Genomic DNA, 15436 nt, shown 5'->3' on the forward strand with positions numbered 1-15436 from the left:
CCCGGGCGAGGCCGCCGCGGCTGCGAGAGCATGCCGCGGCGGCCCCGCCCCGGGGTCCTCTGGAATTGGAAAGAACCATGGGACGCTATGTGATCCGCCGCCTCCTCCAGGCGCTTCTGACCCTCGGGATCGTGCTCTTCCTGCTCCACTACCTGACCGTGCTGTCCGTCCAGATCAGGGGGAACCCGGCGCTGCTGTTCTTCGGCGGCGACCGGACGCCCGACCCGAACATGCTCGCGCAGGTCGAACGCCTCTACGGCCTCGACAACAAGTGCTACGAGCGGGTCGGCGACCCGTGCCTGGCGCCGTTCGTCGACCGCCTCCAGAACTTCGTGCAGGGCGACTTCGGCACCACCCTCAACGGCAACCGCGACGTCGGCCAGCTCCTCGCGATCTACATCCCGAACACGTTGCGGCTGTTCATCTTCGCGACCGTGACGCTGGTGACGGTCGCGATGGTGCTCGGCACCTGGGCCGCCCGCCACCGCGGCAAGTTCATCGACCACACCGTGCGCGGCACCACGATCCTCGCCGACTCGATCCCGGTGTTCCTCATCCTGCTGTCCTACGTGTACATCATCGCGGTCCCGCTCACCCGCTGGGCCAGGGACATCTGGGGCACCGAGTCGTTCATGGGCCAGGTGTTCAGACCCAACTACAACCCCGACTACCCGTGGACGACGATCATCATCCCGGGCATCATCGTCGGCACGGTCGGCCTCGCCACCATGACCCGCCTCATCCGCGCCAGCCAGCTGGAGAACCTCGGCTCGGACTTCGTGCGGACCGCGAGGGCCAAGGGCCTCAAGCCGATGCGCATCACGATCGTGCACGTCATCCGCAACTCGATGATCCCGATCATCACCGGCATCGGCTTCCTGTTCGCGTTCATGCTCTCCGGCGCCGTCCTCACCGAGGGCGTCATGGGCATCCCCGGGATGGGCCGCATGATCTTCCAGGCGGTGCAGCGCCAGGAGGGCAACCTCGTCATCGTCGGCCTCACGGTCTCGGCGGTCGTCGTGGTGTTCGTGAGCCTGATCGTCGACCTCCTCTACGCCGCACTCGACCCGAGGATCCGCTATGAGTGAGCTGACCGCCCCGACGCCGACCGCGGAGCGGCAGGCGTCCCTCTGGTCGGACGCGTTCCGGACCATGCGCAAGCGCCCCGACGTCATCATCGCGACCCTGGTGCTGCTCTTCGTGTTCGCGATGGCCGCACTCCCGGGCCTGTTCACCGACAAGGACCCCACGGTCTGCATCGGCCGCGAGGCCAAACTGCGGCCCGACACCTGGTTCACCGGGGACCACCCGCTCGGCACGGACGCGTTCGGCTGCGACTTCGCCGCGACCCTCGTCCACGGCACCCGGCCCACGATCACCCTGGCGCTGGTCGTCATCGTCGCCTCGGTCCTCGTCGGCCTGGTCCTGGGCATCCTCTCGGGCTACTACGGCGGCTGGATCGACACGCTCATCTCGCGCGGCCTCGACGTGTTCATCGTCATCCCGATGCTCATGGGCGCGGTCCTGATCCTGAGCCTGTTCCGCGGCCGCGTCGCCGCCGACAACCTGTTCGAGACCATCGCGCCGGCCGCGATCTCCCTGGCGCTCTTCGGATGGATGGAGTTCTGCCGGTACACGCGCGCGGCCACGCTGGAGACGAAGAACCTCGACTACGTCACGGCCGCCAAGTGCCTCGGCGCCAGCGACCGCCGGATCATGTTCAAGCACATCCTGCCGAACGCGATCGTCCCGGTCACCGCGGTCGTGCCCACCACCATCGGCGGCATCATCGTCACCGAGGCGGCCCTCGCGGTCCTCGGCATCGGCGTCCAGCCGCCCGCGACCAGCTGGGGCGTGCTGCTGTCCAAGGGCACCGAGTGGGCGGGCGGCGGCTACGTCTACCTCTTCGCCTGGCCGCTGGGCATGCTCGTCCTGACCGTGTTCGCGTTCGCGACCTTCGGGGACGCCCTGCGCGACGCCCTCGACCCGAAACTGAGGTGATCCCGGTGGCAGAGACCGTCCGCGTCATCGGCGACACCCTCCCGGGCGCCGACTTCAACTCCCCGCTGCTCGAAGTGGACGACCTGCACGTGGAGTTCCGGGTGCGCGGCCAGCGCATCCCGGCCGTCCGCGGCGCGAGCTTCACCCTGGAGCAGGGCCGCACGCTCGCCGTCGTCGGCGAGTCCGGCTCGGGCAAGTCGGTGACCTCCCAGGCGATCATGGGCATCCTCGACACCCCGCCGGCCAAGATCACCGGCGGGGCCGTGCGCCTCCACGGCGTCGACCTCCTGGAGCAGAACGAGGAGACGCGCAGATCCGTGCGCGGCAACCACATCGCGATCGTCTTCCAGGACGCCCTGTCGGCCCTGAATCCCCTGTGGTCGGTCGGCTTCCAGATCGGGGAGCTGTTCCGCGTCCACCGCGGCGCCACCCGCAAGGAGGCGCGGCTCAAGGCGATCGAGCTGCTCGACCAGGTCGGCATCCCCGACGCGAAGAACCGCGTCGGCCACTACCCGCACCAGTTCTCCGGGGGCATGCGCCAGCGCGTGATGATCGCGATGGCGCTCGCGCTCGACCCGGAGGTGCTCATCGCCGACGAGCCGACGACCGCGCTCGACGTGACGGTGCAGGCGCAGATCATGCGGCTGCTCAAGCGGATCCAGTCCGAGCGGCGCATGGGCCTGATCCTCATCACGCACGACCTCGGCGTGGTCGCCGACGTCGCCGACGAGGTCGCGGTCATGTACGCGGGGGAGGTGGTCGAGCGCGCGGGCATCCGCGACGCGTTCAAGCGCCCGGCCCACCCGTACACGAAGGCGCTGCTGCGGGCGATCCCGCGCGTGGACACCGTCGGCCAGGAGCTGGAGGTGATCGGCGGCCTGCCGCCGAACCCCGCCCGGCTGCCGGGCGGGTGCCCGTTCCACCCCCGCTGCTTCGCGGCGGAGGACAAGTGCGCGACCGAGGTGCCGCCGTGGGTCGAGCCCGCCGAGTTCCACGGTGCGCGCTGCCACTTCGCCGAGGAGGTCTACACCGATGAACGCTGAACTGGGCCAGGCCGGTACGGGGGCCGAACCGGTCCTGGAGGCCGTGGATCTGGTCAAGCACTTCCCGATCCAGAGCGGTGTGGTCGTCAAGCGCACCATCGGGCACGTGCAGGCCGTGGACGGCGTGGACCTGAAGCTGTACCCGGGGCAGACGCTCGGGGTGGTGGGCGAGTCGGGCTGCGGGAAGTCGACGCTCGCGAAGCTCCTGGTCGGGCTCGAGACACCGACGTCGGGTTCGATCAAGCTGCTGGGCAAGGAGATCGGGAACCTGTCGGCGCGGCGGATCAGGCCGTTCCGGCGGGACATCCAACTGGTGTTCCAGGACCCGTACACCTCGCTCAACCCGCGGCTCACCGTCGGCGACATCGTCGGGGAGCCGTTCGCGATCCACCCGGAGGTGGTGCCGAAGGCCAAGCGCGCCGACGAGGTGAAGGAGCTGCTGGACATGGTCGGGCTGAGCCCCGACCACGTCAACCGGTACCCGCACCAGTTCTCGGGCGGGCAGCGGCAGCGCATCGGGATCGCCCGGGCGCTGGCGCTGCGCCCGCAGGTGCTGGTGTGCGACGAGCCGGTGTCGGCGCTGGACGTGTCGATCCAGGGGCAGGTCATCAACCTGCTCGAACGCCTGCAGAACGAGCTGGGCCTGGCGTACGTGTTCATCGCGCACGACCTGTCGGTGGTGCGCCACATCGCCGACGAGGTCGCGGTCATGTACCTGGGCAAAGTGGTCGAGCGCGGGACCGGCCCGGACATCTACGACCACCCGAGGCACCCGTACACGCAGGCGCTGCTGTCGGCGGTCCCCGTCCCGGACCCGGACCTGCGCGGGCGCCGCGAGGAGATCGTCCTGCAGGGGGACGTGCCGTCCCCGATCAACCCGCCTTCGGGCTGCCGCTTCCGCACCCGCTGCTGGAAGGCGACCGACCACTGCGCCGAGGAGGTCCCGACGCTTGACGTGGGCGACGGCGGCACGCATCCGACGGCCTGCTTCTACGCGGAGGAACGCGACGTCACGCACGCGGTGAAGTGACCCGCGGGGAGGCCGGACCGCCCCCGGTCCGGCCTCTCTCAGTCTTCAGGACTGGTGTGCCGCAATGCTTCCCGGAGCTCGTCCCCGCCGATCTCGGCGAGCGTCTCGCCCGCTTGGAGGGTGTGGAAGACGGGGGCGTCGAGGTCGGCGAGGTCGATGAGGGTGGCGGCGGAGCCGCGGACGTAGCGGACGGCCTCGTCGCCGCAGGAGAGGTCGCGGCGGTTGACGACGGCCGGGCCGGTCCAGACGGCGGCGTCGCCGAGGCGCCCGGCGAGCTGGAGGTGGTAGTGCCCGCACAGGATCACGCGCACATCGGTTCCGGCGATCGCGTCGGCGAGGTCGCCGGGGTCGGCGAGCGTCGGGGGTTCCTGGACGGCGTTGGGGAACCGGATGGGCGGGTGGTGGAACGCCAGGACGGTGCCGCGCGGGGCCGGGGCGGCGAGGAGGCCGCGGAGCCATGAGAGCTGGGCGGCGCTGATGCGGCCGTGGACCTTCCCGGGGACGAGCGTGTCGAGGGTGATGAGCCGGACCCCGTCGACGGCGCTGGCGGCGGCGCGCTCGGGGGAGTGGACGGCGTCGACCGCGGCATCGCGGAGGTCGAGGTCGAGGTGCCCGCTGCCGAGGACTTCGGTGAAGGCGTCCCGGTCGTCGGCGTTGCCGGTGGTGAAGACGGCCGGCGCGCCGCGCTCACTCGCGAAGGCGCCGATGAGGTCCCGGGCCAGGCGGTACGCCCCGGCCGACCCGTCGTCGGCGACGTCGCCGGTGACCACGACGAGGTCGATGCGCCGCAGCGGTTCAAGGTGCGCGAGCAGCCCGGTCAGGGCCTCGGCGGCGTCGACGCCGGTGCGGTGGCGGCTGCCGTCGCCGGTCAGGTGCGTGTCCGAAAGATGCAGAACCCTCATCCGGTGAGGCTATCGAGTCAGGGCGTCCAGGAGTGCGAGGAGCCCCGAGACGAGGAGGATCGGCCCGGTCGTGGCGCCGACGACGGCGCTGACGGTGAGCGAGCGGGCCCTGGCGATGAACACCGATACGACGGAGGCGATCGCGACCAGCGCGGCGGTGACGTGCAGGGCGGGGATCTCCAGGAGCACCGCGACGGGGAAGAAGTGGACGCCGACCACGAACGCGATCCACGCCGACGTCAGGTGCGACTTCTTGCGGACGGCGAGGAACGCCGCGCCGAGGCCGGCGAGCGCGAACTCGACGCCGACGACGATCCCGAACTTCGGGCCCACACTGGCGTCGATGACCGACCCGTCGGACCAGTGCCGCCACAGCAGCAGGCCGCCGGCGACGGCGGTGAGTCCGCTGAGGATGGAGCCGATCCGCAGGGGCCACAGCCATTTCGCGGGCGGGTCCTCCTGCGCCCAGCCGAACCAGGCCATGGCGAAGAAGCCGAACACGGCGGCGGTGCCCGCGGCGTCGCGGAGGAATTCAGGGGTCACGGGGGGCCGATCTGCGAGGAGTTCCGGGGTGGCGGACCCAGGTTACCGGTCGAGGCGCTTCTCGTAGCAGATGGAGATGTCGGAGTCGACGTAGTGGCCGTAGCGGGGGATCCGCAGGTAGCCCTCGCGCTCGTAGAAGCGGTTCGCGTCGGGCATGCGGGCCTCGTCGCCGGTCTCCAGCCGCAGCGTGTGCCACCCGCGCTCGCGCGCGGTCGCCTCCAGGGCCGCCAGCAGCGCCGGTGCGACGCCCGAACCGCGCGTCTCGGGGCGCACGAACATCCGCTTCACTTCTGCCGTACCGGGTTCGAGCTCGCGGAGCCCCCCGCAGGCGACGGCCGCGCCGTCCTCGCCGACGGCCACGAGGAAGACCTCCATGTCCGAGGCGGAGGGGACCGGGCCCGGTTCGTGGTCGTCGCGGCCGAAGCGCGCGTCGAGTTCGGCGCGCTGGCCGGCGCGCAGCGCGACGCCCTCGGGGTCGTCCCAGGCGCGGGGCTCGATCCGCCAGTCGGTGGTGGTGCGCATGATGGTCGTCCGTTCGGTCGGGCCCGGGGCGGGCTTGTCGGAACAAGTGTTACCGTAACAGATGTTACGGAGTCGGGGAAGAGGAGGACCGCCATCGCACGCCGCGCCGATCCGCAGTCCCAGCAGGAGCGGATCTCCGAAGCCGTCTGGAGCATCCTGGCGCTCAAGGGGATCGAGCACCTGACGATCCGCGCCGTCGCCGCCGAGGCCGGCTGCACCACCGGCCTGGTCATGCACCGGTTCCCCGGCCGTCGCGCCCTCCTCGTCCACGCCCGCGACCTCCTCCACGCCCGCACCCGCGCCCGCGTCGAACGCCTCGAAGCCGAGGCCCCGACCCCGCGGGCCGCGCTCCGCGCCGTCCTCGCCCAGGGCATGGCCCTCACCGAGGACTCCTCCCAGGAGGCCCTGGTGTGGGTCGGGTTCCTCGCGGCCGCCGTCGGCGACGAGGAGCTCGCCGCCCTGCACCGCAGGAACAACCGCGCCTGGCGCGACCGCGTCGCCCGCCTCGTCCGCGAGTCCGCGCCCGGCCTCGACGGGCCCGAAGTCGACACCGCCGTCCTCGCCCTCACCGGCGCCACCGAAGGCGCCGCGCAGCTCGCCAGCGTCGACCCCGACTCCTACAGCGCCGCAACCCAGGAAGCGATGCTGGACGCCATGCTGGACGCGTTCGGCCTGGCGTGAGCCGCGCCGCCCCGTCGAGCTGGCCCCGAACGGCGCGGCCTCGTAGGATGGAGGTTCGCAGCGATGATCGGAGACACCCTTGTTCCGACCACTGACCGGACTCCCGGACCCCGCCCCGCGCCGATCGCGGACGGCCTTCCTGATGGCGTCGGCGATAGCCGCGGTCTCCCTGATCAGCGCGGTCGCGGTGTGGATCGCCGCCGCCGAGGCCCGCGCCGGGGCCGCCGAGCGCCTGCGCGCACGCGGCGACGACTTCCTGGAGCTCTACCTGCTCCACCTCGACGAGATCGTCCGCTTCCGCTTCACCGACTCCGCGGTCGCCTACCTCGCCGCCGCCGTCCTGTTCGCCTCGCTCGCCGTCGCGATCCGCTTCGGTCCCCAGTGGTCGGTCATGGCCACCGGGACCCTCAGCGCCGCAGGCACCTCCATCATCGCCTGGTTCGGCCTCACCAAGCTCGCCGACGGGCTCCCCCTCGGCGACTGGGCAGGGTACGAGCTCACCGCGATGCTCCAGGAGGCCGCCCCCGCCTGGTACGCCCCGGCCGACCACCTGCCGCTCATCGCCACCGCCACGGGCCTTCCGCTCGTCGCCGTCCTCCTCGCCGCGGGCCACTTCAAGACGCGCGCCGAGTACCACCCCGAGGACGCCGACCTGCGCTGGTGATTCCAGGCTGCGCCCCGCCCCGCCGTCCGGTATCGTCGCCCCTCGGCAACGGATTGGAGCGAACCTCTTGACCCGCATCGACATCACCACCGTCCAGGTCGCCGACGACAAGAGCGGCCCGTACGCGATCACCACCGGCCCCGACCGGGCCCTGTGGTACACCCTCGTCCACTCCGGACAGATCGGCCGCCTCGTCCCCGGCGGGCAGCCGCAGGCGTTCGACCTCGACCCCGGCTGCGGCCCCACCGTCATCGCCACCGGCCTCGACGGGAACCTCTGGTTCACCGAGTACCAGGCCGGGCGCATCGGCCGCATCACCGCCCGCGGCGAGGTCACCGAGTTCGACCTCCCCGACCGGAGCGCGAACCCCTTCGGCATCTGCCCGGGCCCTGACGGCGCGCTGTGGTTCACCGAGACCGTGACGAACCGCGTCGGCCGCATCGGCGTCGACGGCGAGATCACGGTCTTCGACATCCCCGTCGAGGGCGCGTTCCCCTCGGCCATCACCGCCGGCCACGACGGCGCCCTGTGGTTCACCATGAACGCCGCCAACGCGATCGGCCGCGCCACCGTCACAGGTGAGATCACCGTCCACCCGCTCCCCACCGAGGGCGCCGCCCCGGTTGGCGTCTGCGCGGGCGGCGACGGCGCCGTCTGGTTCGTCGAGATCGGTGCCGGCCAGATCGGCCGCATCGACGCCGCAGGCGCCGTCACCGAGCACCCGCTGCCCGACCGCACCGCCCGCCCCCACGCCATCGCCCCCGGCCCGGACGGGGCCCTGTGGTTCACCGAATGGGGCGCCAACCGCATCGGCCGCATCACCACCGGCGGCGAGATCACCGTCCAGGACCTCCCCGCACCCGACAGCGAACCCCACGGCCTCGCCGCCGGACCCGACGGCGCCCTGTGGTCCGCCCTGGAGACCGGGCACCTCGCCCGCTGCACGCGCGCCTGACACGCGACCGGGCCGCGGCCGCACGACGGGGGGACGTGCGGGCCGCGGCCCGGAACCGAAGGGGCCGTTCCTAGACGGCCTTCGCCGCCTCGTACCGGGCGGCGACATCCTGCCAGTTCACGACCTCCCACATCGCCTTCACGAAGTCGGGGCGGACGTTCTTGTACTGGAGGTAGTACGCGTGCTCCCACGCGTCGAACGCCAGCAGCGGCACCGACGTCTGGGCCACGTTCCCGTGGTGGTCGTAGACCTGCTCCACGATGAGCCGCTTCGAGGTCGGCTCGTACGACAGCACGCCCCAGCCCGAGCCCTGCACGAGCGTCGTCGCCGCCGAGAGCTGCCCGTGGAAGCCCTCGAACGACCCGAAGTACTCGTCGATCGCCTCCGCGAGGTCGCCCTCGGGGCGGTCCCCGCCGTCCGGGCTCATGTTCTCCCAGTAGAGGGAATGCAGCACGTGCCCTGAGACGTTGAACGCGAGGGTCTTCTCCAGGCCCACGATCGACGTGAAGTCGCCCTTGTCGCGGGCCTCGGCGATCCGCTCCAGGGTGTCGTTGGCGCCCTTGACGTACGCCGCGTGGTGCTTGTCGTGGTGCAGCTCAAGGATGTAGCCGTTGATGTGCGGCTCCAGCGAGCCGTAGTCGTAGGGCAGGTCCGGAAGCGTGTAGACGGTCATCGTCGCCTCTCTCTGTCGCGGCAGTTCGAACACTGTCGCCACAGTTTCACAACTGCAAGTTCTTTGCAATAGAGAGCGGCACGAGTCGCCCCGTGATCCCGATCGTCTTAGGACCTAAGTCCGAGTCCGCCTCGCAACCGAAGCGGCCCAACGTCACCGGGCCAGCCGCCGGATCGACTCCACGATCCCCGGCAGCACCTCCAGGAACCGCTCCACCTCGTCCTCCGTGCTCTCCCGGTGCAGCGACACCCGCACGTTCCCGTGGCTGAGCACCCCCATCGCCTGGAGCACGTGCGAGGGCCGCAGCCGCGTCGACGCGCACGCCGACCCCGACGACACCGCGAACCCCGCCCGGTTCAACTCCGTCAGCAGCACCTCCCCGTCCACCCCCAGGCACGAGAACGTGACGATGTGCGGCAGCCGGTCCACCGGATCGCCCGGCAGCTCCACCTCGGGGATCTGGGACGCGATGTGCTCCCTGATCCGCTCCGTCAACGCGCGCATCCGCTTCGACAGCTCCTCGCGCTCCGCGACGACCGCCCGCAGTGACGCCGCCGCGGCCACCGCCGCCGGCACGTCGATCTCCCCGATCGCCTCCCGGATCGACGAGTCCTCCCCGGGGAACGGATTGCGCCAGCGCACGCCCTTGCGCACCACCAGTAGCCCCGCCCCCGACAGGCCGCCCCACTTCCGCGCGCTGGCCGCGAGCACCGACCAGCCCGCGGGCACCGGCTCCCACGGCAGGCTCGCCGCCGCGTCGACCACCAGCGGCACGTCCGTGCCCGCCGCGATCCCGGCGACCGGCTGCCGGGTCCCGACCTCGTGGTTCGCCGACTGCACGACCAGCACCGAAGCGCCGTCGCCGCCCTCGACCCCCGCGAGCGGATCGGGATCGACCCGGCCGAGCCGGTCCACCGGGACGACTGCCACGGCGCCCCCGCGCGCTTCATGCCACTGGGCCGCGTGGAGCACCGCCGAGTGCTCGACCGCGCTGTGGACCAGCGGTCCGGGCTCGCTGCGGGCCGCGATGACGCCGAGTACGCCGGCGTGCACGGCCTGTGTCCCGCTCGATGTGAAAGTGACCTCATCGGCGCTCACGCCCAGCGACGCGGCCGCGGACTGGCGGGCGGCCTCCAGCAGCATCCGGGACCGCCGGCCCAATGTGTACAGTCTGCCGGGCCCGGCCCAGCCCTCCGACAAAGCCGCAGCATAGGCGTCGCGGGCCGCCGGATGGACCGGCTGAGCGGTCGCGCCGTCGAAGTAGGTCTCGGTCACGGTTCCAATCTAGAAGACACCCGATCCCGAACCCAACCCCTTGCGCCCCGCTTCACGAGCAAAGCAGTAGGCTCTTGCCGTCAAGTCCGTGCCATGTCGCCTGCCCGGCGGCGGACGCGGAGCCGAGCGCTGAGAAAGGCATGAGACAGGTGGTCGGAACACCGTCCCGAGAACGTCGCGGCCGAGCCCGCCGCGCGATAGGTCTCACCGCAGTCGCCGCGCTGCTCCCGGTCGTCCTCGCGGGTTGCAGCCTTGACGACGCCTTCTACCTGGGCTGGCCCCGGACCCGCCCCACCGACCAGTCCGAGCAGATGTTCGACCTGTGGGTCGGCTCGACGATCGCGGCCCTCGCGGTCGGCGTCGTCGTCTGGGGCCTGATCTTCTGGTGCGTCGCGGCCTACAAGAAGAAGGACAGCGACACCGAGCTGCCCCGCCAGACCCACTACAACCTCCCCGCCGAGCTGACCTTCACGGCCCTGCCGTTCGTGCTCATCGGCATCCTCTTCTACTACACGGTCATCGTCCAGGACAACGTGACCGAGTTGAGCGAGCAGCCGAAGGCCTGCACCGAGGTCACCGCGTTCAAGTGGAACTGGCAGTTCACCTACACGGACGAGAACTGCGAGGCCCTGACCGGCGCCGACGGCCAGCCCGTCACCGAGACCGGCGACTCGGACTACATCCCGATCATCGTGGTCCCCAACGAGGACGACGTGCGCTTCGTCGGCAACGCCGAGGACGTCATCCACTCCTTCTGGGTCCCCGACCTGCTCTTCAAGCGCGACCTGATCCCCGGCGGCGACGCGCAGACCACCCAGTGGGAGGTCGACTTCAACTCCGAGGGCACCTTCGTGGGCCGCTGCGCCGAGCTGTGCGGCGCCTACCACGCCTTCATGAACTTCGAGATGCGCGTCGTCTCCCCGGAGGACTACGAGACCTTCGTGAACGCCCGCGTCGAAGGGGCCACCACCCCCGAGGCGCTGGAGCTCATCGGCCAGGACCCGTACGCGACCACGACGCACCCGTTCAACACCGACCCGGCCTCGGGCGAAGCGAGCTAGGGGACCAGCGATGAAGACCGAGTACAAACTGTTCGCGATCGTCGCCGTGACGATGTTCATCTTCGCGGGCATCTACGCCTACTGGACCTCCCTGAACGAGAACCCGGCCTACGGCGTCCCGAACGAGGTCGAATGGGTCGGCACCGTCGGCCTGATCTTCTCGGGGCTCCTGACCGGCATGGTCTGGCTCTTCTTCGCCGTGATCGCCCGCCGCATCGACCCGCGCCCGGAGGACCGCCCCGACGGCGAGATCTCCGACGTCTCGGGCGAGGTCGGCTTCTTCAGCCCCGGCTCGTACTGGCCGCTGGGCCTGGCGCTCACCGCCGTCCTCACCGGCGTCGGCCTCGTCTTCTGGCTCCCGTGGCTCATCACGACCGGCGTCGTGGCGCTCCTGCTCGCCGTCGGCGGCCTCGTCTTCGAGTACTACACGGGCACCCGCAAGCTCGGCCCGCAGTAGCGAACGCACGTTGCAAGGCCCGGAGCGCGATGCTCCGGGCCTTTCGCGCGTCGGTAGGGTGTGCGGGTGACTCCCTCTGTGCGGCGCCGGAAAGCGCCTCTGCTGCGGCGTTTCGTGGGCTCGGTGTTCTACCGCCTCCCGCATCCGATGCGCCGCCGGATCGTCCGCATCGCCACGCCGACCTACACGCTCGGCTCGGTCGTCCTCGTCATGGACGCGAAGCGCACGCAGCTCCTGATGCTCCAGCAGCCCCCGGGCAAGCGCTGGTCGCTCCCCGCCGGCCTGCTGAACCGCCGCGAGCAGCCGATCGAAGGCGCCCGCCGCGAACTCGCCGAGGAGACCGGCATCGAAGCCGACCTCGCCGAACTGGTCCCGGCCGACCCGTGCGCGGTCGTCCACACCAACGGCCGCTGGGTCGACAACGTCTTCCGCCTCGACCGCGACCCCCAGACCACCGAGATCATCGTCGACGGCCACGAGGTCTGGGACGCCGGCTGGCACCCGGTCGACGCCCTCCCCGAGATGACCCGCGCTACGGCGAAACTCCTGTCGCACTACGGCCTCGGGCCGCTGGCGCAGGAAGAAGAGGGAACGAGATGACCGATACGCCGGGTTCTGTCATTGAGCGGCCATCCATCTAGGCGCACCGTTGCCGGTGCGCTCAAGCGGTCTACCCGTGAAGGCGCCCTAGCGGGCTCGGGCGGGCCGCCCTGTGTGGCCTTCACGCAGCGTCCGAAGACGCCTCTTGACCTTGCTCCGGGTGGGGTTTACCGAGCCGCCGCCGTCACCGGCGGCGCTGGTGGTCTCTTACACCACCGTTTCACCCTTACCAGCGCAAGCGCCGGCGGTCTGTTCTCTGTGGCACTGTCCCGCGGGTCGCCCCGGGTCGCCGTTAGCGACCACCCTGCCCTGTGGAGCCCGGACGTTCCTCGACAGTAGTGGTCTCCCGTCACTGCCGCGACCGCCTGGCCATCTCGTTCCAGTGGTCGAGCGTACGCTGTCCGGGCCATGAATCTGCTCCAGGTCTCCCTACTGCTGCTCGCGGGCCTGCTCGGCGGCGGCCTCAACGCCGTCGCGGGCGGCGGGTCGCTCATCACGTACCCCACGCTGATGGCCGTCGGCGTCCCCCCGCTCCAGGCCAACGCCACCAACGGCATCGCCGTCGCCCCCGCGTACGCCGCCGCCGCGTTCGGATCGCGCGAGAACCTCCTGCCCCAGAAGCGCCGCGCCCTCCTGCTCATCCCGACCGCGCTCGTCGCCTCGGTCTGCGGCGCGCTGCTGCTGCTCAACACCCCGCACTCGGTGTTCGAGGCGATCGTGCCGTTCCTGGTCCTCGCCGCGACCCTCCTCATGGCCGTCGGGCCCTGGATCAACCGCAAGGTCACCGCCCTCAACGGCGGCCGCGACCTGCACCCGCTCGTGCTGCACGCGGGCGTGTTCGCCGGGTGCTTCTACGGCTCCTACTTCAACGCCGCGCTCGGCCTCATCCTCATCGCCGTCATCGCCATGAGCGTCTCCGAGAAGCTCGCGAAGGTCGGCGCGCTCAAGAACTTCTGCACGATGATCGTCGGCATCGTCACCAGCGTCATGTACGGCGTGTGGGCCGACGTCGCCTGGTGGGCCATCGGCGTCCTCGTCCCCGCGACCTTCATCGGCGGCTACATCGGCGCCCGGATCTTCCAGCGCCTCCCCGAGTGCCCGCTGCGCTGGGGCATCGTGTTCTACGGGCTCGTCCTGTCCGGAATCCTGCTCGTCCGATCCCTCTAGCCGAACGGACTTCGCGCAAGTCACATGACGTCGCGTGCGAAAGCGCGGAAGAATAGGCGCATGCCGACGCTCCGTATCGCACTCGCCCAGGACAACCCGGTCGTAGGCGACCTCGACCGCAACGCCGACCTCATCCGCAGCGCCGCGACCGCGGCGACCGCGGCCGGGGCGTACCTGCTCGCCACCGGCGAGCAGTCCCTCACCGGGTACCCGGTCGAGGACCTCGCCCTGCGCCACTCCTTCGTCGAGGCCAGCCGCGAGCGCCTCGTGCGCCTCGCCGAAGAGATCGCCGCCGACGGGAACGGCGCACTGCCCGTCGCCGTCGGATACCTGGACGCCGACGGCCCCGTCCCCGCGAACATCGGCGCGGTCGGCGGACGGGGCATCCGTAATGCGCTGGCGCTGATACAGGACGGCAAGGTCCTGTTCCGCTACTACAAGCGCCACTTCCCTAACTACGGCGTCTTCGACGAGGAGCGGTATTTCGTTCCGGGGCACGAACTGCACCTCGCGCGCATCGGCGGGGTCGACGTGGCCTTCACCATCTGCGAGGACCTGTGGGGCGGGGTCCCGATCACGGCGTCCGCGCAGGCCGCGGCCGGTCTGGTGGTCAACGTCAACGCCTCGCCGTACGAGCAGGGCAAGCAGGAGCGGCGCCTCGCCGTCGCCCGCGAGCGGGCCGCCGAGGTCGGCGCGCCCGTCGCGTACCTGAACATCGTCGGCGGCCAGGACGAGCTGGTCTTCGACGGCGGCTCGTTCATCGCCGCCCCCGACGGGAAGATCCTCGCCTCGGGCCGCCGCTTCGGCTCCGAGCTGCTCATCACCGACCTCGAACTGGCCGCCGCGGCCGACGGGGACGTCGCGAACCACTCCGCGACCGCGATGAGCACCTCGCTGCACGTCCTCTCCACCGAGGCCGCGCCGCTCCAGACCCGCATCGAGCCGCCGTTCGCCGCCGACCTCGACCGCCTTGAGGAGATCTGGGAGGCGCTGCGCCTGGGACTGGGCGACTACGTGCGCAAGAACGGCTTCAAGTCGGTGATCTTCGGGCTCTCCGGCGGCATCGACTCGGCCCTGACCGCGGTCCTCGCCAGGGACGCGATCGGCGCCGACCAGGTCCACGTCGTCTCGATGCCCAGCCAGTACTCCTCGGGGCACTCGCTCGACGACGCCGCCGACCTCGCGCAGCGCTGCGGCCTCACCTACTCCGTGGAGGCGATCCAGCCGATCGTCGACGCCTATCTTTCGGAGATCGCCGTCTCGGGGCTCGCGGTCGAGAACCTCCAGGCCCGCGTGCGCGGGACCCTGCTCATGGCCCTGTCGAACCAGCACGGGCACCTCGTGCTCGCGCCGGGCAACAAGAGCGAGTACGCCGTGGGCTACTCGACGATCTACGGCGACGCGGTGGGCGGGTTCGCGCCGATCAAGGACGTCTACAAGACGCTCGTCTACGACCTCGCGACCTGGCGCAACGAGAAGGCCCGCAGCCTCGGCGAGACCGAGCCGATCCCGGAGAACACGATCCTGAAGCCGCCGAGCGCGGAGCTGCGGCCCGACCAGAAGGACTCCGACTCCCTGCCCGACTACGAGGTCCTGGACGGCATCCTCGCCGGGTACGTCGACGGCGACGCCGGCCGCGAGGACCTCGTCGAGCAGGGCTACCCGGCCGACGTCGTCCAGCGCGTCGCGGGCCTGGTCGACAACGCCGAGTACAAGCGCCGCCAGTCCGCGCCGGGCACGAAGATCACCGTCAAGTCCTTCGGGCGGGACCGGCGCCTGCCGATCACGAACCGCTTCCGAGGGAAGTAGTGAGTCACCCCGGGGGTCCTCCCCGGGGTGATTTGTCACATCGGTGTTGCGGA

At 70.9% G+C, this 15436-nt stretch carries 17 protein-coding genes and 1 other RNA gene; 12 read left to right on the forward strand and 6 right to left on the reverse strand.

Going from position 1 to position 15436, the window contains the following annotated elements; translation table 11 throughout:
• Nucleotides 1–77 precede the first annotated feature (77 nt).
• From DI269_RS05130 to DI269_RS05145, 4 genes are read left to right on the forward strand one after another with little or no spacing between them, the layout of a single operon-like run.
• Nucleotides 78–1088 (forward strand): ABC transporter permease, encoded by a 1011-nt coding sequence (locus DI269_RS05130; RefSeq protein WP_112134038.1) that lies wholly within the window; start codon nt 78–80, stop codon nt 1086–1088.
• The gene (locus DI269_RS05135; RefSeq protein ID WP_112134039.1) at nt 1081–2001 is read left to right on the forward strand and encodes an ABC transporter permease; all 921 of its coding nucleotides are present in this window, start codon (nt 1081–1083) and stop codon (nt 1999–2001) included. Before DI269_RS05130 ends, DI269_RS05135 begins: the two co-directional genes overlap by 8 nt.
• A 5-nt stretch (nt 2002–2006) precedes the next feature.
• Nucleotides 2007–3044 (forward strand): ABC transporter ATP-binding protein, encoded by a 1038-nt coding sequence (locus tag DI269_RS05140; RefSeq protein ID WP_112134086.1) that lies wholly within the window; start codon nt 2007–2009, stop codon nt 3042–3044.
• On the forward strand, nt 3034–4074 hold the full coding sequence (locus DI269_RS05145; protein ID WP_112134040.1) for an ABC transporter ATP-binding protein: 1041 nt from the start codon (nt 3034–3036) through the stop codon (nt 4072–4074). The genes DI269_RS05140 and DI269_RS05145 overlap by 11 nt, the downstream gene beginning before the upstream one ends.
• Before the next feature lie 38 nt (nt 4075–4112).
• Here DI269_RS05145 and DI269_RS05150 read toward each other — a convergent pair whose 3' ends face one another.
• Genes DI269_RS05150 through DI269_RS05160 form a run of 3 tightly spaced genes read right to left on the reverse strand, consistent with a single transcriptional unit; the run spans nt 4113 to nt 6041 of the window.
• Entirely contained in the window at nt 4113–4976 is an 864-nt protein-coding gene (locus tag DI269_RS05150) for a metallophosphoesterase (protein WP_112134041.1), read from the reverse strand.
• A gap of 9 nt (nt 4977–4985) precedes the next feature.
• A complete protein-coding gene (locus tag DI269_RS05155) occupies nt 4986–5519 on the reverse strand; it encodes a hypothetical protein (RefSeq protein ID WP_112134042.1) in 534 nt (177 codons plus the stop codon).
• A 42-nt stretch (nt 5520–5561) separates the two neighbouring features.
• The gene (locus tag DI269_RS05160; protein ID WP_112134043.1) at nt 5562–6041 is read right to left on the reverse strand and encodes a GNAT family N-acetyltransferase; all 480 of its coding nucleotides are present in this window, start codon (nt 6039–6041) and stop codon (nt 5562–5564) included.
• A gap of 156 nt (nt 6042–6197) precedes the next feature.
• On the opposite strand from DI269_RS05160, the gene DI269_RS28565 reads away from it, so the two are divergent.
• From DI269_RS28565 to DI269_RS05175, 3 genes are all read left to right on the forward strand, one after another.
• Complete coding sequence (locus DI269_RS28565) at nt 6198–6722, forward strand: TetR/AcrR family transcriptional regulator (protein ID WP_408612265.1); 525 nt, start codon at nt 6198–6200, stop codon at nt 6720–6722.
• 142 nt (nt 6723–6864) lie between these two features.
• Nucleotides 6865–7386 carry a hypothetical protein gene (locus tag DI269_RS05170; RefSeq protein WP_112134044.1) on the forward strand — a complete coding sequence of 174 codons (522 nt, stop codon included), beginning with the start codon at nt 6865–6867 and terminating at the stop codon, nt 7384–7386.
• 67 nt (nt 7387–7453) lie between these two features.
• Complete coding sequence (locus tag DI269_RS05175) at nt 7454–8341, forward strand: Vgb family protein (RefSeq protein WP_232822632.1); 888 nt, start codon at nt 7454–7456, stop codon at nt 8339–8341.
• A 70-nt stretch (nt 8342–8411) separates the two neighbouring features.
• Here DI269_RS05175 and DI269_RS05180 read toward each other — a convergent pair whose 3' ends face one another.
• Together DI269_RS05180 and DI269_RS05185 are read right to left on the reverse strand one after the other, a co-directional pair.
• Nucleotides 8412–9014 carry a superoxide dismutase gene (locus DI269_RS05180; RefSeq protein WP_112134045.1) on the reverse strand — a complete coding sequence of 201 codons (603 nt, stop codon included), beginning with the start codon at nt 9012–9014 and terminating at the stop codon, nt 8412–8414.
• A gap of 153 nt (nt 9015–9167) precedes the next feature.
• Complete coding sequence (locus tag DI269_RS05185; protein ID WP_408612266.1) at nt 9168–10298, reverse strand: cysteine desulfurase family protein; 1131 nt, start codon at nt 10296–10298, stop codon at nt 9168–9170.
• Between the two features lie 131 nt (nt 10299–10429).
• Between DI269_RS05185 and ctaC the strand changes: the two genes are divergently transcribed.
• The 3 genes from ctaC to DI269_RS05200 all read left to right on the forward strand — a co-directional run bounded on the left by ctaC (nt 10430) and on the right by DI269_RS05200 (nt 12407).
• Nucleotides 10430–11350, forward strand: coding sequence for an aa3-type cytochrome oxidase subunit II (gene ctaC / locus DI269_RS05190; RefSeq protein ID WP_112134047.1), 921 nt, complete (start codon nt 10430–10432; stop codon nt 11348–11350).
• Nucleotides 11351–11360: 10 nt separating this feature from the next.
• Nucleotides 11361–11807 carry a cytochrome c oxidase subunit 4 gene (locus tag DI269_RS05195; protein ID WP_112134048.1) on the forward strand — a complete coding sequence of 149 codons (447 nt, stop codon included), beginning with the start codon at nt 11361–11363 and terminating at the stop codon, nt 11805–11807.
• A 78-nt stretch (nt 11808–11885) separates the two neighbouring features.
• Entirely contained in the window at nt 11886–12407 is a 522-nt protein-coding gene (locus DI269_RS05200) for an NUDIX hydrolase (protein WP_408612267.1), read from the forward strand.
• Here the strand turns inward: DI269_RS05200 and rnpB are convergent.
• Nucleotides 12396–12784, reverse strand: an RNA gene (gene rnpB / locus DI269_RS05205) — RNase P RNA component class A. The genes DI269_RS05200 and rnpB overlap by 12 nt on opposite strands.
• Nucleotides 12785–12815: 31 nt before the next feature.
• On the opposite strand from rnpB, the gene DI269_RS05210 reads away from it, so the two are divergent.
• Nucleotides 12816–13574, forward strand: coding sequence for a sulfite exporter TauE/SafE family protein (locus DI269_RS05210; RefSeq protein ID WP_112134049.1), 759 nt, complete (start codon nt 12816–12818; stop codon nt 13572–13574).
• A 60-nt stretch (nt 13575–13634) separates the two neighbouring features.
• The gene (locus DI269_RS05215; RefSeq protein WP_112134050.1) at nt 13635–15383 is read left to right on the forward strand and encodes an NAD+ synthase; all 1749 of its coding nucleotides are present in this window, start codon (nt 13635–13637) and stop codon (nt 15381–15383) included.
• Nucleotides 15384–15436 lie beyond the last annotated feature (53 nt).

The sequence above is a fragment of the Glycomyces dulcitolivorans genome, assembly GCF_003265355.1.
GTDB lineage: Bacteria > Actinomycetota > Actinomycetes > Mycobacteriales > Micromonosporaceae > Glycomyces > Glycomyces dulcitolivorans.

Excerpts from the sequence above, each read along its gene's own strand:
- ctaC (WP_112134047.1), top strand. The coding sequence starts at position 10,430 with ATGAGACAGGTGGTCGGAACACCGTCCCGAGAACGTCGCGGCCGAGCC.
- DI269_RS05130 (WP_112134038.1), top strand. The coding sequence starts at position 78 with ATGGGACGCTATGTGATCCGCCGCCTCCTCCAGGCGCTTCTGACCCTC.
- DI269_RS05180 (WP_112134045.1), bottom strand. The coding sequence starts at position 9,014 with ATGACCGTCTACACGCTTCCGGACCTGCCCTACGACTACGGCTCGCTG.
- DI269_RS05210 (WP_112134049.1), top strand. The coding sequence starts at position 12,816 with ATGAATCTGCTCCAGGTCTCCCTACTGCTGCTCGCGGGCCTGCTCGGC.
- DI269_RS05135 (WP_112134039.1), top strand. The coding sequence starts at position 1,081 with ATGAGTGAGCTGACCGCCCCGACGCCGACCGCGGAGCGGCAGGCGTCC.
- DI269_RS05195 (WP_112134048.1), top strand. The coding sequence starts at position 11,361 with ATGAAGACCGAGTACAAACTGTTCGCGATCGTCGCCGTGACGATGTTC.
- DI269_RS05215 (WP_112134050.1), top strand. The coding sequence starts at position 13,635 with ATGCCGACGCTCCGTATCGCACTCGCCCAGGACAACCCGGTCGTAGGC.
- DI269_RS05170 (WP_112134044.1), top strand. The coding sequence starts at position 6,865 with ATGGCGTCGGCGATAGCCGCGGTCTCCCTGATCAGCGCGGTCGCGGTG.
- DI269_RS05145 (WP_112134040.1), top strand. The coding sequence starts at position 3,034 with ATGAACGCTGAACTGGGCCAGGCCGGTACGGGGGCCGAACCGGTCCTG.
- DI269_RS05150 (WP_112134041.1), bottom strand. The coding sequence starts at position 4,976 with ATGAGGGTTCTGCATCTTTCGGACACGCACCTGACCGGCGACGGCAGC.
- DI269_RS05160 (WP_112134043.1), bottom strand. The coding sequence starts at position 6,041 with ATGCGCACCACCACCGACTGGCGGATCGAGCCCCGCGCCTGGGACGAC.